Source organism: Microvirga puerhi, assembly GCF_020089865.1.
Lineage (GTDB): Bacteria > Pseudomonadota > Alphaproteobacteria > Rhizobiales > Beijerinckiaceae > Microvirga > Microvirga puerhi.
The window spans coordinates 222,273-246,208 of the sequence record NZ_JAIRBM010000004.1 but is presented as its reverse complement, the minus strand read 5'-3'; the positions used below and the strand labels follow the sequence as shown (position 1 = coordinate 246,208).

Below are 23,936 nucleotides of genomic sequence, written 5' to 3'. Positions count from 1 at the left end.
CAGTGTTTATGGGTTCCGGGCCCTGCGCTCCGCGCTGTCCCGGAATGACGGCGCTTTGTCATTTTCCCGAGGTTCGCGCCTTGAAGCGTCTATCACGCCTATCCTTCAGCTAGACCTCTCCCATCCGCCCTAGCGGCAGGGGCGGGGCCATGGTCTAATTGGCGGACGGCCCATCTCGCGGGCCGGTGAGCCAGGAGGCCAGCGATGCGGCCGGACCCGCGCGCGGATGATCCTCTCCGGGAAGCGGAGCCTTTTGGCACCATTCCCGGCCAGCATCTGGAGGGGGACCTCGTCGCCTCCCTGATGCGTCGTCATGAGGTCGCCGCGGAGAGGCTGATCGGCTGGCTGCGTGTGGCGATCGGCGTCTGCGTCTTCATCACGGTGATCGCCGCCGATCATGTGTTGATCCAATTGACCGGCGAGACGCTCGCGCTGTTCCAGCGCAATGCCTGGATCGCCTCGTTCGGCTTTCTCGTTGTCGGCGCAGCCAGCATCCTGCTCGCCGTGCCGCAACGCTGGCGCCACGCCTACGCCTACCTGTTCATGGTGCTGGACGTGGGCCTCGTGCTCGTCATCGCGTACTTCGCCATCGGCGAGCGCGAATTGCCGGGCAACGCTTTGCCCTCCGCGCCGATCGTCTGGGCGGCGCCGCTCGTTCTGGCCGTCGGCGCGTTGCGCTACGACGTGAAGATTCAGCTCTGTGCCATGGCTCTCTTGGCGCTCGGCCTCATCGGCATCGCCGTCGCGCTCGATCATCGCCTGGTCATGGACATCACCGCGGAGGAGGTTCCGGCCTGGCCGCGGCTGTTTTCGATGCCGGTCAACGTGATGCGTTTCACGCTGCTTCTCCTGGCAGGTGCGGCCACGGCCTTCGGCATCGTCCGCTCGCAGCGGCTCCTATCCTCCGCCGTCAAGGACGCCGTCGGCCGGGCCAGCCTCTCCCGCTTCCTTCCGGCCGAGATCGCGCCTCGGGTGGCGGCGGGCGACGCGGACCTGCGCCGCGGTCGCCATCAGAGAGCGGTCATCGTCTTCGTCGATATCCGCGACTCCACCGGCATGGCCGAAGGCATGGATCCGGAGCGCCTGTCGCAGTTCTTCACCGCGTTCAGGACACGCATCCTCGCGAGCGTGCGCAAGCATCACGGCTTCGTCGACAAGTTCATCGGCGATGGAGCGCTCATCCTGTTCGGGGTGCCGGACGAGGGCGCGGACGACGCGGCGCGGGCGCTCGCCTTCGCGCATGATCTCGTCCGCGTCGTCGACGCCTGGAATGCGACGCACGAAACGCCTCGCGACGTGCGGATCGGGATCGGCATCCATGTGGGAGAGGTGTTCTGCGGCCTCGTCGGCGACGAGGAGCGCATGGAGTTCACGGTGCTGGGCGACGCAGTGAACGTCGCCTCGCGTATCGAGCAGGCAACGAAGCGCTACGGCGAAATGATCCTGGCCTCCGGCGCCGCCGTTGAGGGCTCATCCGATCGCGCCGCATGGCGCGAGATCGGTCAGGAACCGTTCGCCGGACGCCACGAGCCCGTGGCGATCTTTGCGCCCGTGGTGTCTGCGACGGCCAGCAGCGCGGGGTGAACTCAGTTCACGGCCTGCGGCTCGGGAAATGTCCACGTGCCGTTCAGAATTTCCGCTCGCGGACGATAGAGCCGCACGGTGTAATTCCAGCCATCGACGATCGGCAGGCAGTTCGGAATCTTGCCGTCGCAACCTCCGAACTGGACGGTGACCGAGCCGTCGGCACCTTTCTTCGCCGTGATGTTATTGAGCGAATAGGCATTCAGATCATTCTTCTGAAAATAGCCCTCCGCATTGTAGACGCTGATGGACCAGAATGCCTCGACGGGCACGTCCTTGACCGTGAGCTTATAGACCGTCTTCCCGTCGTTCTTGGGCGGCACGAAGCTGAGATAAGTGGCGTCCTTGTCGGGATTGCCGCCCCAGCCTGCCGCCGTGCCGATCAGGTGCCGCACGGGATCGACCTCGTCCTTTGTGCCGAAAGCATGCCGGAACCCGTCGGTGAACCGGGCGAGCACCAGGAGTGCGTCGCGGATTTTCGTCTGGCTCGCCGCGTCCCAGTTCGGCAGTTCCAGCTTGCCGCGATCCTTCTGGTCGACCTTGATAGCGTCCTGCAACGCATGGACCTGCTGCAGATCCCTCGGATTACTGGGATCGACCAATGTGCGGATCGCGATCACCATATAGCGCGTGCCGACGTTCTCGCGCGTGAAAGTGTGGGGGCCGGAGTCATAGACGACCGCCGGCACGTAATGATCCTGGTTGACGACCTGTAGCGACATGAAGCGTCCGCCGGCATCGGGCAGCGTGACCGTGACCGGGCTTGCGTCGAGATCGAACACGCCGAAGCTGTAAAGCGTATCGCGATTGAGACGGATGACCGTCTGATTGTCGATGTCCGCCGGCTCCCTCTTATGCGCGAAGGTTCCGAAGGCCCCCTTGGCATTGTTGCGGATATACATGTCGGATTCCGCGCGCGTGAAATTATCGACGGTGACCGGCACAGGCGTGTCCGCCGGCTGCTGTGCGTGCACGGCTGTGGAGGCAGCCGCCAGTGCAAGGCTGGCGGCGATGAAAACGGAATGTCTCGTCATGGCTTTGCTTCTCTCTCACTGTGCCGCGACGCGCTCGACATCGGGCAATTTCCACACCTGGTCAAAGAAGTCCTTCTTTGGGCCGTAGAGGCGGAACATAAGTTCGAAGCCGCGCTGCGGATCGGTCGGGACCCAGTTCGTTTCCTTTCCGGCCGGAGCCTTCGGTCCGAACCAGATATCGACGGAGCCATCGGCATTCTTCTGCACCTCTGCGGCGTTCGACGCGCGGCTTGCCCTGTCGACATTCTTAATCAGCGCGTGAGTCTCGCGATCGTAAGCGGTCACCGACCAGTATTGTTCGACTGGCACGCTCGGCGGCACGGTGAGGCGATAGGTCTTGGCTCCGTCATAGTTTTCGCCGTTCTTGTCCTTGATGTTGATGAGATAGAACTGGCCTGCGCCCAACCGTTTGATGCCGATATACCCATAGGTATAGGTGAGGCCACGCGCGTCGACCGGATAGTGGTTCGGATCGTCGAAGTTGTCGGTCGCGGCCTGGACGAGTTCAGGAAGCGTCGGGAAGGTCCAGTGCGTGCCCTCGAAGAACGGCGGCAGGCCGGCATCGTACCGTGCCGCGAGCACTGCATGCGCCTCGCGGATTCCCGCATCGAGCGCCTGCTTCGTCGTGTCGCTCGGCGCGAAGGATTTGCCTTTCTCGATGCCGAGCGTCTTCAGCTGATCGATCATTACCCGGTCGCGCCCGAGCCACGGCTCGCTCTGCACGATCCGGTTCAGGCCGTCAAAGAAGCTCGCGTCGTAACGAATGGTCGAATCGAAGAGGACGTCCTTCACGTCGGTGAAGACGGTCGCGGGCGGATTGGACGCCTGAGAGAGCGGATAGACCTTGATCTGCTTTCCGTACGCGATGGATTTCGCGACGTCGGCATCGTTGTGGCTGGCGAGGTTCGAGCGGAACAGTGCGTAACTGCCATGGGTGTTCGGCCGCAGCGCGACATAACCGTCTGGCACCTTGTCCGAATAGCCCGGCGGCAGCATCACCAGCTTGATGCCTTGGCCCTTGTCGATCCCGAGCAGTCCGGCATCTTCGAGTGGCTGCTGCCAGATATTGACGATATTGGCATTGAGCGAACCATCCGCCCCGGCTGGCGGAACATCGATGACGATTGGGCCGGCATCCGTCGTGTTCAGGAACGCCATGAAGTAGAGCGTGTCCGGATTGGGCGTGAGCGTCTGGTTGTGCCAGTCAAGCGGACGGCCCCAGTAGATCACCTGGTTCACCTTGCCGGGTGTCTTTGCCAGCATTTGCTGAAGCATCAGGTCGTAATTGACGACCGGCATGCCCCAGATGACGGTTTCGACCGCCCGTCGTTCGACAGCGCGGCGCGCGAGACCGTCGCTGGACGGTGCTTGTGCAGGAACCGATGTCGCTAGGGCAATGAGGGCGAGTGCTGCAAGGATCATCCTGATCATGGCTCTGGCCTCCCAATCATGCCCGCAGGCGCTGTCGCATCCAGTCTAATGGGATGACGGGAGCCGGGTTATCAGGTGAAACCCTGAGAGTCGGGCAGGGCGAACCCGGTCAGGCAGTGGTTGAGGCAGATGACGATCCCGCAGTCTTCGCAACCTTCATGGCGCGTCCTAGCGCCTCGATGACGTGCGGGTCGATTGCTTGCGCCACGTTGATGCGCAGGAAGGACGATGCTGTCTGCGAGACGCTGAAGACGTTGCCCGGAGCAAGGACGAGGTTCTCGTCGAGGGCGGCGCGCGCGAGGGCGGCGGAGTCGCATCCATCCGGCAGGCGGCACCAGAGATAGAAGCCGCCGCGCGGCATCAGCCAGGGCCGGATGCCGAGCAGTTCGAGCCGGGCCGCGACGTCGCGCCGCGCCCGGGTGAGACGGCCGCGCAGCTCTTCCATGTGCTTGCGGTAGCCGCCGCCCGCTAGCACGCCCGTGACGGTCTCGGCGGCGATCGGACTTGGCCCGCCGAACCCTGTCGCCACCTGGAGATCGACGAGGCCGTCGATCCAGTCGCCTCGCGCGGCGATGTAGCCGCAGCGCAGCGATGCGGAGAGAGTTTTCGAGAAGCTGCCGATGCGGATGACACGGTCGAGGCCGTCGAGCAGGGCGAGGCGTGGTGAGGGGTCGGGCTCGAAATCGACGAAGATGTCATCCTCGACGATGGTCAGACCATGCTGCGCGGCTGCACTCAACACCCGATAGGCTTTCTGGGGTGAGAGAGTCGCGCCGGTCGGGTTGTGCAGGGCGGAATTAGTGATGTAGAGGCGCGGCCGCTCCGTCGTGAGAACCGTCTCGAAGGCTGCGATATCCGGTCCTGAGGGTGTGTAGGGGACGCCGATGATCCTGACCCGGTGCGCGCGCAGCAAAGCCTGAAAATTGAAATAGCAGGGATCGTCGATCAGCACCGCATCGCCTGGCGTCAGCAGGAAGCGGCAGATCAGGTCGATGGCCTGCGTTCCGGAGGCGGTCAGCAGCAGCTGCTCGGGCGGGATTTCCAGGCCCTCCTCGGCGAAGCGCCGCATCAGCAGGCGGCGCAGGTTCGGCGATCCGCGCGTGCTGCCATAATCGGCCAGCATTGCATCCTCGGCCCGCGCATGGGCTCGGAGGGCGCGACGCAGCGCCGCCATGGGCATCCAGTCGGCCGGCAGCCATCCGCAGCCGGGCTTCATCGTCTTCGGATCCGCATCGAGGGACTGGCGCGAGACCCAGAACGGATCGACCGCCCGGTCGCGCTGCGGACCCGCCTCCGCCAGGGCCATCGGCGGCGAGCCTGATCCGGCCACATAGAAGCCGGAGCCGCGCCGGGCCCGGATCAGGCCTTCTGCCGCAAGGCGGTCATAGGCCTCGACGACGGTGGAGGGCGAGACGCCCATGGTCGTCGCCAGACGACGAATCGACGGCAGCCGGTCGCCTGGCGTTAAAGCCCGGTTCGCCAGCTTGGCGCGGATGGCCGCCATCACGGTCCCTGTCCGCGTTGCCAATGCGTCCGTGTCCATCCTTCGAGGCCTTTCACCGTATTTGCAATCATACCCATACAGTTCGGCAGAAGTGTATGGGACTGTTTCTGGCGCCGCCAGATGCGCCGCTTTAAATCGCACTGATTGAAAGGCACATCGATATGGACCGGACGACGGATGGCTGGGCCAGCGGGCTCTTGGGCGTCATCATCTTCAGCGGCTCGCTGCCAGCGACACGGGTCGCTGTTGCGGATTTTTCGCCCCTGTTCCTGACCTCTGCCCGCGCCGTGATCGCAGGCCTGCTGGGGGCAGGCCTGCTGCTCCTGCTCCGGCAGGCGCGGCCGGCGCGGCGGGATCTCGGCGCGCTCGCCGTGGTGGCACTTGGGGTGGTGGTCGGGTTTCCTCTGCTGACCGCGCTGGCGCTGCAGCACATCACCGCCGCCCATTCCATCGTCTTCATCGGACTCCTGCCGCTCGCGACCGCGATCTTCGGCGTCCTGAGGGCCGGCGAACGACCGAAGCCGGTCTTCTGGCTGTTCTCCGGACTCGGCGCTGCGACCGTCGCAGGCTTCGCCCTGGCGGGAAGCGGCGGTGGCACGCTCACCGGTGATCTTCTCATGGTGGCCGCGGTCCTTCTCTGTGGCCTTGGTTACGCAGAGGGGGCCGCCCTCTCACGGCGGCTCGGCGGCTGGCAGGTGATCTCATGGGCGCTGCTTCTGTCGTTGCCGGTCATGGCAATGATTGCGCTTCTCTCCCTACCGGATGCCTGGGCCGGAATTGGCCAGGGGGCCTGGCTCGGCCTCGGCTATGTCTCCGTCTTCAGCATGCTGATCGGCTTCGTGTTCTGGTATCGCGGCCTCGCCCTCGGCGGCATCGCGGGCGTCGGTCAGCTGCAGCTGCTCCAGCCCTTCTTCGGCCTCGCCCTCGCAGGGCTCCTGCTGCACGAGCCCGTTGCCTGGACGATGATCGCGGCGACCGGCCTTGTCGTGCTCTGCGTCGCCGGAGCGCGGCGCTTCGCTTGAAGCACCGTTTCAGGACTCTGACGAAAGAAGCGCACAGGTTTCCGACCCGGGACCTGTATGGCACCGATAATTATGTCGATCCCTCTCTGTTTGGAGGGGGATGGCAAAGCCGGTGCGATGCTAATGACGCAGGTAACCCTACGTCATAACAGGTCCGAGCCGATGCCATCTCCCGCCATTAAGGCCGCTGTTGCGGCAATCCTCCTCACGGTTCTCGCCGGATGCCAGAGCGCCGGTTCGACGGCCACAGGAGCGCCTTCTCCGAGCGGAGGGATCGACGAGCCGGGCTCGGCCTCGGCGCGAGTCAACGCCGAATTGGATGCGGAAGCCCGCGCGTTCGGCACGGCCCAGGGCGTTGCATCGATCGCAGCATCCATGGACAAGACGGGCCTGTCGTCCATCCCGCTGATGGTCGGCGGCAATGCCGCTCATAAAGCGTGGCTCGCCAGTGCTAATGCGCGGGCAGACGCTGCCGCGGAAGAGGATTTGCAGGCGACCTACAGGAAATACGGCATGAATCCCGACGGAACGCCTTCCGGCAAACCCGGGCGGGGATCTGCGCCGGCAAACTGACGGGCCTGGTGAGCACGAAGGAAGGGCTTTGGTTTAACAACCGCTGCACTGTCATTCCGGGGCGAGCGACAGCGAGAGCCCGGAACCCATAAACACCAGGGTTCCAGGATGAAAACCGAAGACAGCCTCTGCTCTCTACTCTGAAACGTTAGTGGCTATGGGTTCCGGGCCCAGCGCTTCGCGCTGTCCCGGAATGACAGAGCTTCATGGTCTCTTCCCACTCCCCGAATGTCGAGCGTCCAAGTCCGTGACGAATTTCGCACACCGGGGAGAGGGAGGGTAGCGATCACGCCACCTTCTTGATGATCCGTGCGACCTTGTCGGCGATCTCGCCGATCTGCTCCTCGGTAACGATGAGGGGCGGGGAGAGGGCGATGGTGTCGCCGGTGATGCGCATCATCAGGCCTTCCTCCGTAAAGCCCCGGTCCATGGCTTCGTAGGCGCGGGCGCCGACCGCGTCGGGACGCGAGGCGAGGTCGATGGCGCCGACGAGGCCGATGGTGCGGATGTCGAGAACGTTCGGCAGGCCCTTGAGCCCATGGATCGCGTCCGCCCAGACCGGCTCGAGAGCCTTGGCCCGCTCGAAGAGCTTCTCGTCGCGATAGATGTCCTGCGCCGCCAGAGCCGCCGCGCAGGCGAGCGGGTGGCCCGAATAGGTATAGCCGTGGAACAGCTCGATGACGTGGTCAGGACCCTTCATGAAGGCATCGTGGATGCCTTTGCGGACCATTACGCCGCCCATGGGGACGGTGCCCGAATTGACGCCCTTGGCGAAGGTGATCATGTCCGGCACGACGCCGTAGCGCTCGGCGGCAAAAGCGGTGCCGAGACGGCCGAAGCCGGTGATGACCTCGTCGAAGATCAACAGGATGCCGTACTTGTCGCAGATCTGGCGCAGGCGCTGCAGGTAGCCCTTGGGCGGGGCGAGGACGCCGGTGGAGCCCGCCATGGGCTCGACGATCACTGCCGCGATCGTGGAAGCGTCGTGCAGCGCGACGATGCGCTCCAGCTCGTCCGCGAGATGCGCCCCCCATTCGGGCTCGCCCCGGGAAAAGGCCTGCTCGGCCCGGTTGTAGGTATGCGGCAGGTGGTCGACGCCGGCGAGAAGTGAGCCGAAGAACTGACGGTTCTTGACGATGCCGCCGACCGAGATGCCGCCGAAGCCGACGCCGTGATAGCCGCGCTCGCGGCCGATCAGGCGGGTCTTGCTGCCCTGGCCGCTGACGTTCCAATAGGCCAGCGCGATCTTGAGCGCGGTATCGACCGCCTCGGAGCCGGAATTGCAGAAGAAGGCATGATCGAGATCACCCGGGGCGAGCTGGGCAAGACGCGAGGCGAGGGCGAAGCCGCCGGAATGGCCGAACTGGAAGGCCGGGGAATAGTCGAGCTCGGCCGCCTGAGCCTGGATCGCTGCCGTGATCTCGTCGCGGTTGTGGCCCGCATTGCAGCACCACAGGCCCGCGGCGCCGTCAATCACCTCGCGGCCCTCCGGCGTGTAGTAGTACATGCCCTTGGCCCGTGCGACCATCCGCGGCCGCTGCTTGAAGGCGCGGTTCGCCGTGAAGGGAAGCCACCAGGCTTCGAGATCGTTGGGAGTGGAAAGGTCGTTGGCGACCCTGGACGGATGAGCGGTCATGGCATTTCCCGAGAATGGATTCGCGGGAGCCTAGCAGCCGCGCTGGCCGCTCGCAAAACGAGTTTGCATCATATCGGCCGTGAGAGTGACGGCTGCGTCATCCGGTCATGGCTTCGGCCTCGTAGCCTGCCGCGTCCAGGGCCTGCGCTACCTCGATGGCCTGGGACCGGGTCTGGATATGGACACGCCCATGGGCGAGATCGACTTCGACTCGAGCTTCCGGGTCGAGGCGACGAATAGCCTTGGTGACTGCGTCGACGCAGCCCTGGCAGGTCATGCCCTCCACCTTCATCAGAAGATCCTTGCGAGGTTCGTCCATCGTCTCCGTCCTATCCTCCAAGCCCGCTATCCGATGGGATTAAGCTCTGGTATCGGCTTGGGAAACCGCATCGCTTCTATATTGTCACGCTTGCGGTCCGACCCCGGGTCGGACAACATCGTTGCAATATTGATTCGTTTTTTACCACGGGAGCGGGGGCACCCATGGTCAGAATGGCCGTTAGGCCTGACCTCTTTAAAGGCCGAGGCGCGAAATGGTTCGCCTTCGGTCTCGCTATCGCAGCAGCCGGCATTGGTATCCTGGGCGCCATCGCGGCCGAGAGCCTTTTGCCGCTCGTGATCCTGTTGAACGTCGGCGCCTTGATCTTCTCGGCAGTAACCAGTCTGAAGGCCGATGAATCATTGCGGGATGCGCGGCAGGCCTCCTCCGACGTGGCAACCCTGGCAGGACGCATCGCGCGGCTTGAGCGCAAGGCACCCGATGCGGCGCAGAGCCCCGTTTTGCGCTCGACCATGGCCGAGGTGACCGGAACCGTCGGCCTGCTCGGAGGGGTGGTGCGCGAACTCGCCCGGAACGTAGCAGCCCAGAAACGCGACGTGGCCGATCTCAAGAGCAGCCTCCTACCGGAAGCGTCTGGACAGCCGCAAGCCCTCCGGGTCGGTCCGGACCGTTCGAGGCCCGAGATGGGAGCTCAGGAGAACACGGCGGCCGAGCCGGAGCCGTCGCTTCTGCCATTGCCGCGGCAGGATATCCCCGGCGAGCTGAGCCATGCGCAACGGGTGCTCCAGGCTTTCGAGGCGGACGGCCTTGAACTCCATCTCCAACCGGTGGTGTCCTTGCCGCAGCGAAAGGTTCGGTCCTACGAAGCGCTCGCCCGGCTGCAGCTGGAGGACGGCACGCTCATCGGACCTGCGGAATTCCTGCCCGTCCTGGAGCGGTTCGGTCGGGCACCGGACTTCGATCGGCGGATGCTCTTGCGGGCCGTTGCGGTCGCACGTCACCTTGTCGCCCGTGGAAGCGAGGCTGTGGTTTCGGTGAACCTTTCCCCGCGCGCGCTGGCCGAAGCGGACTTCCTGCGCTCCATCCTTCAGCTGATGCAAGCCGCCCCGGACGTCACGGGCAAGATCGTCATCGAGATTCCGCAACCCTGCTGGCGGGATTTCGACGCGGAGCAGCGCGAAGTCGTGTTTGCTCTGTGCGGACGGGGAATCCCCCTGTCCCTCGACGGGGCGACGGATCTGCACCTCGATATCCGCGCCCTGGCTGAACAGGGCGTGCGTTTCGTGAAGCTTTCCGCCGATCTCATCCTGGCCTCCGCTGGCCGGAATCGGGATGTAGACATCCGTGATGTGGTATCGCTTCTGCGCCGCTCCGGGATCCGGCTCGTGGCCGAGCGGGTGGAGCGGGAGGATATGGTACCTCTCCTGGCCGATCTCGGGGTGCCGCTGGCCCAAGGCTTCGTTTTCTCGCCGCCCAGGGCCGTCCGTGCGGAAGTGCTGGGGGCAGCCGCGCGCGCGAATGCTTCTGCCGCAAGGGTCTCGCCGCTCTCCCACCGTGCCGCCGGTTGACTTCACGCCTCCGAGAGCCTACCGCCCGGTCAGGTGCGTGATCGGCTGGCAGCTGTCGGCAACGGAATCGCGCTGCAACCCGGTGCCGAGGAGCGCGGTTTTGATGAACCGGTTCCGCAAGCTGTGAGATTCGATGACCGCTTCAAACCGCCCGGCCCTCGTCGAGGGACTTGAGACCCTCGCCGGCCGCTATGACCTCATCCTCTGCGACGTTTGGGGCGTCCTCCACAATGGGGTTAACGCCTTCGTCCCGGCCGCCGAGGCCCTGATCCGCTTCCGGGACGGCGGTGGACGGGTGGTGTTGGTGTCCAACGCACCGCGGCCTGGTGCCTCGGTCGGTCATCAGCTCGACGGGTTCAAGGTTCCGCGCCAGGCCTATGATGCCATCGTCACCTCTGGCGATCTCACACGGCTCGCCATCGAGGAGCGGATCGACAAGGTCGTGCACCATATCGGACCGCCCCGCGACATGCCCATGTACGAAGGACTTCCGGTCCGCTTCGGGACCATCGCCGAGGCGGATTACGTGGTTTGCTCCGGTTTCGACGATGACGAGCGGGAGACAGTGGCAAATTACCAGGAGAAGCTCGAGGCGATGCTCGCCCGCGATCTCCTGATGGTCTGCGCCAATCCCGATCTCGTGGTGGAGCGCGGCAACGTGATCGTTCCCTGCGCGGGAACCATCGCACTCGCCTATGAGGAGATGGGCGGACGCGTCTTCTACGCCGGCAAGCCGCATGCGCCGATCTATGACCGCGCCATCGCGGTCGGCGCGCGCTTGAAGGGGCAGGAGATTCCCAAGGACCGGGTGCTCGCCATCGGCGATGCCATCCGCACAGACATCGCGGGTGCTGCAGGCTACGGGATCGATTCTCTCCTCGTGGCCCGAGGAATCCACGCAGAGGAACTGCGCGCGCATCAGGGGCCTCTGCTGTCGCAGCATGTCCAGGATTGGGTCGATCTGCAGCCGGTCAAGCCGCAGGCGATCACCGACGCGTTGTCCTGGGCGGCGTGAGGTAGCATTTCACCGGCATTCCGGATTGCCGGTGGGCAAGTCCGGAATCCATATCCGCTGAGGATACAGAACCGGATGCGGTGAGTTGCGGTGCGTTCTATCCTGTCCCGAGGGTGTCTATGGATTCCGGGCTCTCGCTACGCTCACCCCGGAATGACAGGCGCGCCTCATTCGCGATCGCTCCGATACCTTGACCCTCACGCCAGTTTTCGACAGGGTCGCCGCCATTGCAGCCCGCCCCAGGTCCCATGCGTTCCGATAAGTCTCCATCCCGTCCCTTCACGGTGTGCCGAAGCGGTGATCCGGTGCCTGAAAACCTTTTCGGCGCCATCGCGGCGATCGGCAACTTCGACGGAATCCATCGCGGGCACCAGCACCTGATCCGGCTTGTCGAGGAGACCGGACGTCCGGCGACGGTGGTGACGTTCGAGCCTCATCCGCGCACCTTCTTCCAGCCGGACCGCCCGGTGTTCCGCATCACGCCGGAGCCTGTGAAACTGGCGATCCTGGCACGTCTCGGTCTCGACGGTGCGTTCGTATGGCCATTCGACAGCCATCTTGCCGGCCTGAGTGCGGAAGAGTTCGTCGCTCTCCTGGCACAGGATCTGCGCCTGTCCGGCGTCGTCATCGGTCATGACTTCCATTTCGGCCGCGGACGTGAGGGCAATCCGGCGCGGATGACGGAACTCTGCGCCGCACACGGGCTTTCGTGCCGGATTGCGGATGCCATTCTGGACGGATCGGAGCTGGTGTCTTCCAGCGCTATTCGGACCGCGCTCGAAGGTGGTGCCGTCGCAGCTGCCAATCGCCTGCTCGGCTATCGGTGGTTCGTTCGCGCCGAGGTGCGCCACGGCGACAAGCGGGGAAGGCTACTCAACTATCCAACCGCGAACATGCGTCTGCCGGACGATTGCCGTCTTCGCTACGGGATCTATGCGGTGCGTGCCGCTGTCGACGGGCGGCCGGTCGACGGTGTTGCGAGCTTTGGCCGGCGGCCGACCTTCGATAACGGGGCTCCGCTCCTCGAAACACATCTGTTCGACTTTGCGGGCGATCTCTACGGCAAGGTTCTGGATGTTGAGTTCGTCGATTGGATCAGAGGCGAGGAGCGTTTCGATGGGATCGAGGCCCTGATCGCCCAGATGGATCGGGATTCGGATGAAGCCCGCCGGACGCTGGCGACTGATCGGACCGTGTCGATGATCGGGTGAGTGCGGCGCTTTTCACCTATCCATGAGGGGCACTGTCATTCCGGGGCGAGCGATAGCGAGAGCCCGGAACCTATAACCGCTGAGTTTTACGAGAAAGGCGCAGCGGCAGCCGTCGTTCTTTTGCCGGATCGCCAGCGTTTATGGGTTCCGGGCCCAGCGCTTTGCGCTGTCCCGGATTGACGTTGCGTCATGACCCCTTCAACGCCTGCGCCGCCATGGCATAGCCGCCCATGGCGCCATCGACGAAATGGATGTGATCGCTCCGGGTGGCCGACGGTACGAAGCAGGTCATCAGGGCCGAATCCTGTCGGTGAAGACCGTACCGGGCAATGCCTTGCGCCTGAGCGTCCCGCAGCATGGCTTCCATTCGGTCCGCGAGGGCAGGGGTGCAGTCCAGGGTCATGCGCAACCCGTCGTCGAACTTGCGGAAATCCGTGTTCTCCACGAGCTGGCGCGTGTAGCGGTTCGGGTCGAAGCCTCCGATCCGGATGCCGAGACGGAAGATGGCGAAGGAGATCAGTCGCCGGATTCCGAGCGTGAGAGTGGTCGCGAGGCTGGGCTTGCGGGTGCCACTGAGAGCTTTCGCTTCCATGGCAAAACCCTTGAACGGTGTGCTTAAAGTGGGGCCTCCCGCCGGAATGGGCCGCTGGGCTCCCTTGCGGTCCTCGGCGAGGCTGAGAATATTCCCGATCAGGCGGCTGAAATCGGCGGGCCGGACGTCTTCCGTCGGCACAACGATCAGGGACAGGATAACTCCATGGATCGCGGGGATCTCGTCGAAGCGGCATGACAGGCCCGTGAGGTCCGGATGCGCGCCCTGTTCGCCCGGCTGTAGGGCGAAGTGACCGGCCTTCATCTCCCGCTCCGCATAAGCCATGCCGCCGCCGACGAACATCGCATAGCTCACGTCCGGAGAGGCGGCGAAGCGGGCGACGCGCACGTCGTATCCGGCCGCGCGGATCTCGGAGACCGGAACGAGGGCAATGCGCAGATGGAGATCGAAATCGTCGCGGACCCAAGCCGCGACGGTCGTCAGCGCCTTACGCGCGAGGTCGATCTTCTCAGGGGGAAGGGCGAAATTGGCCCCGTCACCGCCGAAGACGAAGGGGAAATCGTGGCCATGCAGGGCATTGGCGACCGCCGCGATCACCGCGGCGGCAGCCGTATTCACCTCCTTGTAGCGTCCGGCGGCGATGGCATCCGTCGAGCGGACGATATCGGCGAGGCCGAGCACCCAGTCCGAAGGCAACGCGATATAGAGGGAGGGATCGGTCAGGCGGGAGAAGCGGTCGAAGACCGGCAACCCGTCATAGAAGCCGGGCGTCCCGGCTGCATGCGTCTCCAGGGCGTCCGTGCTCATGAGTGTGCCCGTTCGGCCGAAGGTTAGAAACGGCGACTCTCGGCCGAAACGGCAAGTCAGGCAAGAGGCCCGTCAGGCAAGAGGCTCGCCTTCCGGTGCGCCCCGGCCGAGGAGGTCGGGCAGGGGATCGCCTTCCGCGACGAAGCGCAGGGAGACGGAGTTCATGCAGAAGCGCTCGCCGGTCGGGGGCGGTCCGTCGTTGAAGACGTGGCCGAGATGACCCTCGCAGCGGGCGCAGCGGATCTCCGTGCGGACCATGCCGTAGCTCGTGTCGCGTACGAAGGCGACATGCTCACGATCGATGGGATCGAAGAAGCTCGGCCAGCCGGTGCCGGATTCGAACTTGGCTCCGGACCTGAAGAGCGGCAGGCCACAGAGGCGGCAGCCATAGGTGCCCTTTTCCTTTGCCTCGTTGAAGATGCCGCAGAACGGACGCTCGGTCCCATGTTCGAGAATGACGTGGCGCTCCTCGTCGTTCAGGTCGGCGACGAGATGGTCGAATTCCTGCTTGGTCGGGGGTGTGAGGTCGAAGGCCGCCTTCGAGCGCTGCCCGGTGGTGGTGGCGGTTGTCTGGTCCATCGTCGGGTCCTTCTCGCTGGGATTTCAGGCGTCAGGTGATATGGGGATCGGCCCGGAGAATAAGAAGCTTTGCCCCTCGCTGCCACGCTTTATTCTCGGCGTCCACGCTGCTAAAAGGCTCGGCATGTCCCTGCTTTTCCAGGCTTCGACCAGGGCTTTTGCCCGCGCTCCGCGAATTACCGGCCCGGCCTTCGCCTGACTGCGAGGGTCCGGGATTGATGCCTTTCGCCCCGATACGACCCGATTTCGGATGCCTGATCGTTCCGCACCCCAGCGGACAGACTAAAGATTATTGACCGCCATGTCAGACAAGACCGCCAAGCCCGACGCGACCGCGCGCGACTACTCCGAGACCCTGTTCCTGCCGCAGACGGAATTCCCCATGCGCGCGGGACTGCCGCAGCGCGAGCCGCACATTCTCCAGCGCTGGAATGAGAACAAGCTCTACGAGCGCCTGCGCGACGTACAGAAGGGGCGCACGCGCTTCGTGCTCCATGACGGGCCTCCCTATGCCAACGGTCACATCCATATCGGACACGCTCTCAACAAGATCCTGAAGGATCTGGTCGTCCGCTCCCAGGGTATGCTCGGCTTCGATTCCAACTACGTGCCGGGCTGGGACTGCCACGGTCTGCCGATCGAATGGAAGATCGAGGAAGAGTACCGCGCGAAGGGCAAGAACAAGGACGAGGTGCCGATCATCGAATTCCGGCGCGAGTGCCGGGCCTTCGCCGAGAAGTGGATCGATGTGCAGCGCGAGGAGTTCAAGCGGCTCGGTGTCGAGGGCGACTGGTCGCATCCCTATCAGACCATGTCTTACGACGCGGAGGCGCAGATCGCCCGCGAAATCATGAAGTTCGCGGTCTCCGATCAGCTCTATCGCGGCTCGAAGCCGGTCATGTGGTCGTCGGTGGAAAAGACGGCCCTCGCCGAGGCCGAGGTCGAGTATCATGAGAAGACCTCGACGACGATCTGGGTGAAGTTTCCGATCGTCCGCACCCTCGATGGCGATCTCGACGGTGCCTCGGTGGTGATCTGGACGACCACGCCCTGGACGATCCCCGCCAACCGCGCCATCGCATTCGGCTCCGACATCGCTTACGGCCTCTACAGAGTGACCGAGGCGGCGGCGGACAACTGGGCCAAGATCGGCGATCGCCTGGTGATCGCCGACAAGCTTGCTGCGGACGTGTTCTCGGCAGCGCGCGTCTCGGGCTACGAGCGCATCAAGGACGTGCTGCCGGTGATGATCGAGCGCTGCGCCCATCCGTTCCGCGGGCTTGACGGCGCGAACGGCTATTGGGATTTCGATGTGCCCGTGCTGCCGGCTGATTACGTCACCGACGATGCCGGAACCGGCTTCGTGCATACGGCGCCCGGCCACGGTGCGGACGACTACAACACGTTCGTGAAGCACAAGGCGGTGTTCGAGGCCTGCGGCACGAAGCAGGTACCACATACGGTTTCTCCGGATTCGTCATACTTTCCCGATGTCCCATTCTTCGCGGGAGAGCGGATCTACGACGACAAGGGCAAGGATGCCGGCGCCAACGAAGCCGTCATCAAGAAGCTCGTCGAGGTCGGCGCGCTGATCGCGCGTGGCCGTCTCAAGCACCAGTATCCTCACTCCTGGCGCTCGAAGGGGCCGCTGATCTTCCGCAACACGCCGCAATGGTTCATCGCCATGGACAAACCGCTCGACGGCGAGGGCGATACCCTGCGCCAGCGCGCGCTTCATGCGATCAGGACGGTGGAATGGGTGCCGGAGACCGGCGAGAACCGCATCACCGGCATGATCGAGAACCGCCCCGACTGGGTCGTGTCGCGGCAGCGCGCCTGGGGCGTGCCGATCGCCGTCTTCGTGAAGAAGGGCACCAACGAGATCCTCAAGGACGAGCGCGTGAATGCGGCGATTGCCGACGCTTTCGAGAAGGAGGGCGCCGACGCGTGGTATGCGGATGACGGCGCGCGCTTCCTGAAGGCCGGCGGCTACGACATCGCCGATTTCGAGAAGGTCGATGACATTCTCGACGTGTGGTTCGATTCCGGCTGCACCCATGCTTTCGCGCTGGAGAAGCGGGACGATCTCAAGGTGCGCCGCAAGGTCGACGGCGGCCCCGATCAGGTCATGTATCTCGAAGGTTCAGACCAGCATCGCGGCTGGTTCCACTCGTCGCTGCTCGAAAGCTGCGGCACGCGCGGGCGCGCGCCTTACGATATCGTCGTGACGCACGGCTTCACGCTCGACGAGCAGGGCCGCAAGATGTCGAAATCTCTCGGCAACACCGTCGCCCCGCAGACCGTCATTAAGGAATATGGCGCGGACATCCTACGCCTCTGGACGGCATCGGTGGATTATTGGGACGATCAGCGCATCGGTCCCGAGATCATCAAGACCACGGCCGAGACCTATCGCAAGCTGCGCAACACGATCCGCTGGATGCTGGGCTCGCTCGGGCATTTCCACGAGGCGGACAAGGTCGAGCCGCGGACAATGCCCGAGCTGGAGCGCTTCGTGCTGCATCGTCTCGTGGAGCTCGACGGCGAGATGCGGGAGGCCTATGCGACCTACGACTACAAGCGCGTGGTCGCACTGCTCAACTCGTTCCTGACCTCGGATCTGTCGGCATTCTATTTCGACATCCGCAAGGACGCCCTCTATTGCGATCCGACGTCGAGCCGTGTGCGCAAGAGCGCGCTCACGGTGATCGACCAGACCTTCCGGGCGGTCGCGACCTGGATCGCGCCGATCCTCGCCTTCACGGCCGAGGAGGCGTGGCTGGCGCGCTATCCGCAGGCCGAGTCGGTACATCTGGAGACCTTCCCGGCGATCCCGTCGGAATGGCGCAACGAGGCGCTGGCCGAACGCTGGGCGAAGATCCGCCGCGTCCGCCGCGTCATCACGGGAGCGCTGGAGATCGAGCGTGCCCAGAAGCGCATTGGAGCGAGCTTAGAAGCGGCGCCCGTGGTCTACATCGCGGACGAGGCGCTCTTCGGTGCCGTGCAGGGACTCGATCTCGCGGAGATCGCCATCACCTCGGGAGTTCGTGTGGAGCGGGGCGAGGGTCCTCCTGATGCCTTCCGGCTCGAAGAGGTCAAGGGCGTCGCCGTGGTGCCGGCGCTCGCCGAGGGACGGAAATGCGCCCGGTCCTGGAAGGTTTCGCCCGCGGTAGGGACTGATCCCGATTATCCGGACGTCACGCCTCGCGACGCCGCCGCTCTGCGGGAATGGGATGCGCTGAGGACGGCTGCGGAATGAGCACCGGCAGCGAACCCGACATGCCTCTTCCCCCGGCTGCGCCGGGGGATGCCGCGCCTCCGCGCCCGGCTTCTCCACGCCGCACGTCCTCCGCGAAAGGCGGCAAGGGAAGGGGGAAGCGCAAGTCAGCCAAAGGCGGTCTGTCGACAGCGGCAATCATCGGCTTTTCCCTTGCGCTCCTGACCCTGATCTTCGACCAGGCGACGAAGATCTACTACCTGTTCGTCTATGATCTTCCCGTCCGCGAGCCGGTGGTGCTCAACCCCTTCTTGAGCTTGATCGTGGTCTGGAACCGGGGGATTTCCTACGGGCTGTTCCAGCAGCACACCGACCTCGGCCGCTGGATCCTGATCGTCGTGTCGATCGCGGCCGCCGTCGGCCTGTCCTTCTGGATCCGCCGGACAACGGCCAAGCTCCTGGCCGCCTCCCTGGGGCTGATCGTCGGCGGCGCCATTGGAAACGTCATCGATCGTCTGGCCTATGGTGCAGTCTTCGACTTCATCCAGTTCCAGATCGGAGGCTGGTCCTGGTATGTGTTCAATGTAGCTGATGCAGCCATCGTTGCGGGTGTGATCGGTTTGCTTTATGACTCCTTCGTGCTGGAAAAGCGCCGAAAGGCGTGACCGGGGGCAAGAGAGAACGCCCGGCCGCCTTATGTTCGCCAGAATGAGCAATCAGGCGTTCCGCAAGAATGGAACAACCAAGCGGTGGGTACCATGAAGGGATTGAAGGTCTTTGGTTGCGCGAGCGCTCTCGTGCTTCTCGTTGCCGCCACGGGGGCTTCGGCGGAAGAAGGTGAAGCCGTCAAGAGCCTGCTGGGCACCATCGGCATCATCCCGAAGGAAAAGCCCCCGATTCAGTACAATGAGCGCCCGCCGCTCGTCCTGCCGCCCAAGATGGAGCTGCGCGCACCGACGCCCGGCGGCGGAGCCGAGGCGCGGAACGCCAACTGGCCCAAGGATCCGGACGTGATCGCCGCCCGCAAGGCTGCGGCTGAGGCGCGGACGCCCTATACCAGCACCGAGTTGTACAAGAACAGCGAAGGCAAGCGCCTGTCCGTCGAAGAGATGCGCGCTGGCCGGGACCCGAGCAATTACGTTTCCGGCAATGCCTTGCCTCCGCCGACCGGTCGGCAGGCCGACAAGAGCCTGCTCAGCCCCGAAGAGATGCGCTCGTTCAGCACCAAGGACAGCGACGTCAAGCTTTCAGGCGACGGGCTGGAGCGTCGCTACCTCAGCGATCCGCCCGGCGGGCTGCTGAAGGCCGCTGGCGGAGCGCCGCTCAAGGCCTCCGCCGATCCGGTCCCGATGGGCGATCCGGACAGCCCGCTGGCCTTCATCAGGCAACAGCAGCAGCGATAATCGGCCTCCATGGCAACGGTTTCAGGCGAACGGACCCCCGTTTCGCCTGAAATTGTTTTGGGACCAAGCGTAGCCGCGATGCCTGCGGCAGCAGTTCCCGCAAAAGGTGTGCTGCTCCGCTTGCATGGCCTCCAGATTGCATTATTCCCCTGAGTCGGATCCCACGAACCGACTTGATTCCGCTAAGATTGGAAACATTATGGATACAGCCCTAAAGCCTCTGCCACGTGCCGGAACGCCCTCCGATGGGCGTACGGATGGCAGCGGGCCGGATGTCTCCTCCTTCACCCTCGACAATGGGCTCGACGTGGTGGTGATCCCGGATCATCGGGTGCCGGTTGTGACCCACATGGTCTGGTACCGCAACGGTTCGGCGGACGACCCGATCGGCCAGTCGGGCATCGCCCATTTCCTTGAGCATCTGATGTTCAAGGGCACAGAGAAGCACCCGGTCGGCGAGTTCTCGAAGGTGGTGTCCGGCCTCGGCGGCCAGGAAAACGCCTTCACGTCCTTCGACTATACGGCCTACTTCCAGCGCGTCGCGCGCGAGCACCTCGAGACCATGATGTCCTTCGAGGCCGATCGGATGACCAACCTCCTGCTAGAGGAGAGCGTCATCGCTCCGGAGCGGGACGTGGTGCTGGAGGAGCGGCGTATGCGAGTCGAGACCGACCCCTCGGCACAGCTTTCCGAAGCCATGGCCGCGGCGCTCTTCGTGCACCATCCTTATGGCATCCCGATCATCGGCTGGATGCACGAGATCGAAACCCTCAACCGGGAGCATGCCCTCGACTATTACCGTCGCTTCTACACGCCGGAGAATGCCATCCTCGTGGTGGCCGGTGATGTCACGGCGGACGAAGTTCGGCGCCTGAGCAGCGACACCTATGGACGTATCGCCCCTCGCGGCAAGCGGCCGGTGCGTTTCCGCCCGCGGGACCCGGAGCCGGTCGCTGCGCGCCATATCACGGTCGCCGATCCGAAGGTCGAGCAGCCGACTCTTCAGCGTCTCTATCTCGTGCCGTCCTGTCTCACGGCCAAGGATCGGGACTGCTACGCGCTTGAGCTCCTAGCGGAGGTGATCGGCGGTGGGCCGACCTCCTATCTCTACCGCAAGCTCGTTCTGGAGCAGGGCGTCGCCGTAAACGCGGGTGCCTGGTACATGTCCTCCGCCATGGAGGAGACGCGCTTCTGCGTCTATGCGGTTCCGGCCGAAGGCGTATCGCTCTCCGCGCTCGAAGAGGCCATGGACTCGGCCCTGCGGAAGATTTCCGCAGACGCTCTCGATTCCGAGGCCATCGAGCGGGCCAAGACCCGTCTCGTCGCCGAGACGATCTATTCCACCGACAGCCAATCTTCGCTCGCCCGCATCTACGGGTCGGCGCTCGCTATCGGCGAGACACTCGAAGACGTCCGCCGCTGGCCGCAGGAAATCGAAGCGGTGCTTAAGGACGACTTGGCATCCGCAGCCGAGCGCTACCTCATTCCGCGCCGTTCGGTGACGGGCTACCTGCAGAAGGCGGCTCCTTGAGGACGGCTGCTTCTTCACGCTCCGCCCGAAGCCCGTCCGATCCAATATGAGAAGATCATGAACGCTATCACCGATATCCGCCCCGCTACATCGCCGACAACCGCGAAGGCTCTCACGTCTCCCGGTGGCGTCGAGGCGTGGCATGTGGAATCCGATGTGGTGCCGCTGATCGCGGTCGCCTTCACCTTCGAGGGCGGATCGACTCAGGATCCGGCGGACAAGCCCGGCGTTGCGCAGATGTTGGCGCGCCTCCTCGACGAAGGTGCGGGCGAGTACAATTCCGACGCCTTCCAGGAACGCCTTGCGGCCCGGGCCATCGAACTCTCCTTCAATGCCGGTAACGACGCTATCGGCGGATCGCTGAAGACTCTCGTCAAGCATGCGGACGAGGCCTTCGAGCTGTTGCGCCTGGCCTTGGCCGAGCCTCGCTTCGATCAGGATGCGATCGAGCGGGTGCGGGCCCAGACCATCGCAGGACTTCGCTACCAGCAGAACGACCCCGGCGTCATGGCGACGCGGTGCTTCTTCGAGGAAGGTTTTGCGGGGCACGCCTATGCACGCCCGACATCCGGCACGATCGAGAGCGTTGCTACGATCACCCGCGACGATCTGGTGGCGATGCACCGGGCCCTCATCGCGCGGGGTCGCGTCAAGATCGCCGTCGTCGGCGCCATCGATGCGGAGCGGCTTTCCGTTCTTCTCGACAAGGCCTTCGGAATCTTGCCGGAAGCTGGATCATTGAAGCCCGTCGAACCGGTGCTGCTGCAGAATCTCGGCACGCGTCATGTGGTCGATCTCGACGTGCCGCAATCGGTCATCCGTTTCGGCATGCCCGGCATTTCATGGCGTGACCCGGGATTCATTCCGGCCTACGTCCTCAACCACATTCTCGGCGGTGGCGCATTCACGTCACGGCTCTTCCAGGAAGTGCGCGAGAAGCGCGGCCTTGCCTACAGCGTCGGCACATCTCTCGTGAGCTATCGCGCGGCCGCCGTGACCTGGGGTTATACCGCCACCAAAAATGAGCGCGTGGTGGAGGCGCTCGACGTGATTGCCGGCGAGATGATGCGCCTTAAGGTGGAAGGACCGTCTGCGGATGAGCTGCAGAAGGCGAAGGATTACCTGATCGGTTCCTATGCTCTCGGCTTCGACACCTCGACCAAGATCGCCCACACCCTCGTCCAGATCGCGTTCGAGGGCCTCGGCATCGACTATATCGCCCGCCGCAACGACCTCGTCGCAGCGGTGACGCTCGACGATATCGGCTACGCCGCAGAGCGCATCTTCGCCGACGGCAAGATGCTCACGGTCATCGCAGGACGGCCAACGGGGCTTTGAGGTCAACGGGATTTTTCCTGAAAAGGTGCCCTGCCATTCCGGGGCGCACCTCCAGGTGCGCGCCCGGAATCCATATCCGTTGACATCGCAGATCGATTGAGAATCCAGCAGGCTAGACGCCCGCCCTAGCCGTGGCCGTCTCTCTGCCCTAGTGTTCCGCTCCCCCTGTAATGAGTCGGAGAACCCGGATGGCCCTGCATCAATCGATCGACCTTGCGCTTGCATCCCATATCGGCGAGGGAGGCCTGCCGCAGACAGCGCTGGACGCGGCCCTGTCGGTGATCGGGCGGGCCATGAAGCGGCTGGCGGACGATGATGCATCGGGGCGGCTGCCGCTGCTGCACATGCCTCGCACGACCGAGGATTTCGACAGCATTCGCGAAGCGGCATCCTGGCTGCGCCGGGATGCCACCGATGTGGTGTTCCTCGGCACCGGCGGGTCGAGCCTTGGGGGACAGACCCTGGCGCAGCTCAAGGACTATGCGGTTCCGGGAGCAGGCCGTTTCGCGGATGGGCCCAGGGTGCATTTCCTCGACAATCTCGATCCCATCACCTTCGACCGGGTCCTGCACAAGCTGCCGCTGTCGTCGACGCATTTCGTGGCGATCTCCAAGTCCGGCGGCACGGGCGAGACCCTGATGCAGGCCATGGCTGTACTGTCCGCCCTCGACAAGGCTGGCCTCAAGGCGCGTCCGGCCGACGCGTTCCTCGGTCTCTCCGAGCCCAGGAAACCGGGCGGCAAGAACGCTTTGCGCGATCTGCTCGAACCGGAGGGCGTGCGATTCCTGGAGCATCATACCGGCATCGGCGGGCGTTACTCGGTGCTGACGAATGTGGGCCTTCTTCCCGCCGCGGTGCTCGGTCTCGACATCGTCGCCATCCGCCAGGGCGCGGCCGATGCGTACGAGCCGTTCAGGAGCGGGCGGCCGGCTCTGGAGGCCCCCGCAGCGGTCGGTGCCGCCGTCAATGTGGCGGTGGCGTTGGAGGGCAAGAATATTGCCGTCACCATGCCCTATGCAGACCGGCTCGAGCGTTATACTCGGTGGTGGGTACAGCTTTGGGCCGAGAGCATCGGCAAGGACGGCAAGGGCTCTCAGCCCGTCGCGGCCATCGGGCCGGTCGATCAGCACAGTCAGCTCCAGCTCTATCTCGCCGGTCCGAACGATAAGCTCTTCACGGTGATTACCACCGGTGTCGAAGGCAAAGGACCGGCCATGGATTCGAAGCTCGCCGAACGGGCAGGAGTGCCGGAATTCGCGGGCAAGAGCATCGGCGATCTCGTGGCCGCGCAGGGCCGCGCGACGGCAGATACGCTGGCCCGCAATCATCGCCCGACCCGCCGCATGCATATCGAGAAGCTCGACGAGCGCGCCATGGGCGAATTGCTGATGCACGGCATGCTGGAGACGATCCTTACCGGATACGCGCTCGGCGTCGATCCCTTCGATCAGCCCGCCGTGGAGGAGGGCAAGATCCTCGCCAAGCAATATCTCGCTCAGGCGAAGTAAACGGAGGCATCGTCGTCCTGGGCGCGTGCCAACCGCGCCCCGGAATGGCGGTGGGCAACACGGGAGAGAATGTCGCGGCTTCTGGAATCCTAGGGTGCTGCGCCTTATTCTCTTCCGCTCATCCCGCGAATCTGAAGGGTTT

19 protein-coding genes are annotated in these 23,936 nt (G+C 64.4%); 12 read left to right on the top strand and 7 right to left on the bottom strand.

Going from position 1 to position 23,936, the window contains the following annotated elements; all coding sequences use genetic code 11:
- Positions 1-204 precede the first annotated feature (204 nt).
- Positions 205-1,584 (top strand): adenylate/guanylate cyclase domain-containing protein, encoded by a 1,380-nt coding sequence (locus K9B37_RS07400; RefSeq protein ID WP_224312425.1) that lies wholly within the window; start codon positions 205-207, stop codon positions 1,582-1,584.
- Positions 1,585-1,586: 2 nt separating this feature from the next.
- Here the strand turns inward: K9B37_RS07400 and K9B37_RS07395 are convergent, their stop codons facing one another.
- The 3 genes from K9B37_RS07395 to K9B37_RS07385 all read right to left on the bottom strand — a co-directional run bounded on the left by K9B37_RS07395 (position 1,587) and on the right by K9B37_RS07385 (position 5,592).
- Positions 1,587-2,618, bottom strand: coding sequence for a DUF1254 domain-containing protein (locus K9B37_RS07395; RefSeq protein ID WP_224312424.1), 1,032 nt, complete (start codon positions 2,616-2,618; stop codon positions 1,587-1,589).
- A gap of 15 nt (positions 2,619-2,633) precedes the next feature.
- Positions 2,634-4,049 (bottom strand): DUF1254 domain-containing protein, encoded by a 1,416-nt coding sequence (locus K9B37_RS07390; protein WP_224312423.1) that lies wholly within the window; start codon positions 4,047-4,049, stop codon positions 2,634-2,636.
- Positions 4,050-4,158: 109 nt separating this feature from the next.
- A complete protein-coding gene (locus tag K9B37_RS07385; RefSeq protein ID WP_224312422.1) occupies positions 4,159-5,592 on the bottom strand; it encodes an aminotransferase-like domain-containing protein in 1,434 nt (477 codons plus the stop codon).
- Between the two features lie 122 nt (positions 5,593-5,714).
- Here K9B37_RS07385 and K9B37_RS07380 point away from each other — a divergent pair, with 122 nt between their 5' ends.
- Entirely contained in the window at positions 5,715-6,575 is an 861-nt protein-coding gene (locus K9B37_RS07380; protein WP_224312421.1) for a DMT family transporter, read from the top strand.
- A 162-nt stretch (positions 6,576-6,737) separates the two neighbouring features.
- Positions 6,738-7,148, top strand: coding sequence for a hypothetical protein (locus K9B37_RS07375; protein WP_224312420.1), 411 nt, complete (start codon positions 6,738-6,740; stop codon positions 7,146-7,148).
- A 286-nt stretch (positions 7,149-7,434) separates the two neighbouring features.
- Here K9B37_RS07375 and aptA read toward each other — a convergent pair whose 3' ends face one another.
- Both aptA and K9B37_RS07365 read right to left on the bottom strand, forming a co-directional pair.
- Positions 7,435-8,784: an omega-aminotransferase AptA gene (aptA, locus tag K9B37_RS07370; RefSeq protein ID WP_224312419.1), complete on the bottom strand. Its 1,350-nt coding sequence runs from the start codon at positions 8,782-8,784 to the stop codon at positions 7,435-7,437.
- A gap of 97 nt (positions 8,785-8,881) precedes the next feature.
- Complete coding sequence (locus K9B37_RS07365; RefSeq protein ID WP_224312418.1) at positions 8,882-9,103, bottom strand: heavy-metal-associated domain-containing protein; 222 nt, start codon at positions 9,101-9,103, stop codon at positions 8,882-8,884.
- 164 nt (positions 9,104-9,267) lie between these two features.
- Between K9B37_RS07365 and K9B37_RS07360 the strand changes: the two genes are divergently transcribed.
- The 3 genes from K9B37_RS07360 to K9B37_RS07350 all read left to right on the top strand — a co-directional run bounded on the left by K9B37_RS07360 (position 9,268) and on the right by K9B37_RS07350 (position 12,858).
- Entirely contained in the window at positions 9,268-10,632 is a 1,365-nt protein-coding gene (locus K9B37_RS07360) for an EAL domain-containing protein (protein WP_224312417.1), read from the top strand.
- 133 nt (positions 10,633-10,765) lie between these two features.
- Entirely contained in the window at positions 10,766-11,647 is an 882-nt protein-coding gene (locus K9B37_RS07355) for a TIGR01459 family HAD-type hydrolase (protein ID WP_224312416.1), read from the top strand.
- 248 nt (positions 11,648-11,895) lie between these two features.
- Positions 11,896-12,858, top strand: coding sequence for a bifunctional riboflavin kinase/FAD synthetase (locus K9B37_RS07350; protein ID WP_224312415.1), 963 nt, complete (start codon positions 11,896-11,898; stop codon positions 12,856-12,858).
- Between the two features lie 187 nt (positions 12,859-13,045).
- On the opposite strand, the gene K9B37_RS07345 is transcribed toward K9B37_RS07350, so the two are convergent.
- The gene (locus K9B37_RS07345) at positions 13,046-14,218 is read right to left on the bottom strand and encodes a DUF3095 domain-containing protein (RefSeq protein WP_224312414.1); all 1,173 of its coding nucleotides are present in this window, start codon (positions 14,216-14,218) and stop codon (positions 13,046-13,048) included.
- Positions 14,219-14,290: 72 nt separating this feature from the next.
- Positions 14,291-14,797: a peptide-methionine (R)-S-oxide reductase MsrB gene (msrB, locus tag K9B37_RS07340; protein ID WP_224312413.1), complete on the bottom strand. Its 507-nt coding sequence runs from the start codon at positions 14,795-14,797 to the stop codon at positions 14,291-14,293.
- A gap of 301 nt (positions 14,798-15,098) precedes the next feature.
- Between msrB and ileS the strand changes: the two genes are divergently transcribed.
- The 6 genes from ileS (at position 15,099) to K9B37_RS07310 (ending at position 23,794) form a co-directional block, all read left to right on the top strand.
- A complete protein-coding gene (gene ileS / locus K9B37_RS07335) occupies positions 15,099-18,056 on the top strand; it encodes an isoleucine--tRNA ligase (protein ID WP_224312412.1) in 2,958 nt (985 codons plus the stop codon).
- Between the two features lie 140 nt (positions 18,057-18,196).
- On the top strand, positions 18,197-18,679 hold the full coding sequence (lspA, locus tag K9B37_RS07330; RefSeq protein ID WP_255616489.1) for a signal peptidase II: 483 nt from the start codon (positions 18,197-18,199) through the stop codon (positions 18,677-18,679).
- Positions 18,680-18,772: 93 nt separating this feature from the next.
- Positions 18,773-19,417, top strand: coding sequence for a hypothetical protein (locus tag K9B37_RS07325; protein WP_224312411.1), 645 nt, complete (start codon positions 18,773-18,775; stop codon positions 19,415-19,417).
- Between the two features lie 199 nt (positions 19,418-19,616).
- On the top strand, positions 19,617-20,948 hold the full coding sequence (locus K9B37_RS07320) for a M16 family metallopeptidase (protein ID WP_224312410.1): 1,332 nt from the start codon (positions 19,617-19,619) through the stop codon (positions 20,946-20,948).
- A gap of 57 nt (positions 20,949-21,005) precedes the next feature.
- On the top strand, positions 21,006-22,286 hold the full coding sequence (locus K9B37_RS07315; RefSeq protein WP_224312409.1) for a M16 family metallopeptidase: 1,281 nt from the start codon (positions 21,006-21,008) through the stop codon (positions 22,284-22,286).
- A 188-nt stretch (positions 22,287-22,474) separates the two neighbouring features.
- Entirely contained in the window at positions 22,475-23,794 is a 1,320-nt protein-coding gene (locus tag K9B37_RS07310; RefSeq protein ID WP_224312408.1) for a phosphoglucose isomerase-related protein, read from the top strand.
- The last annotated feature ends 142 nt before the right edge of the window (positions 23,795-23,936 follow it).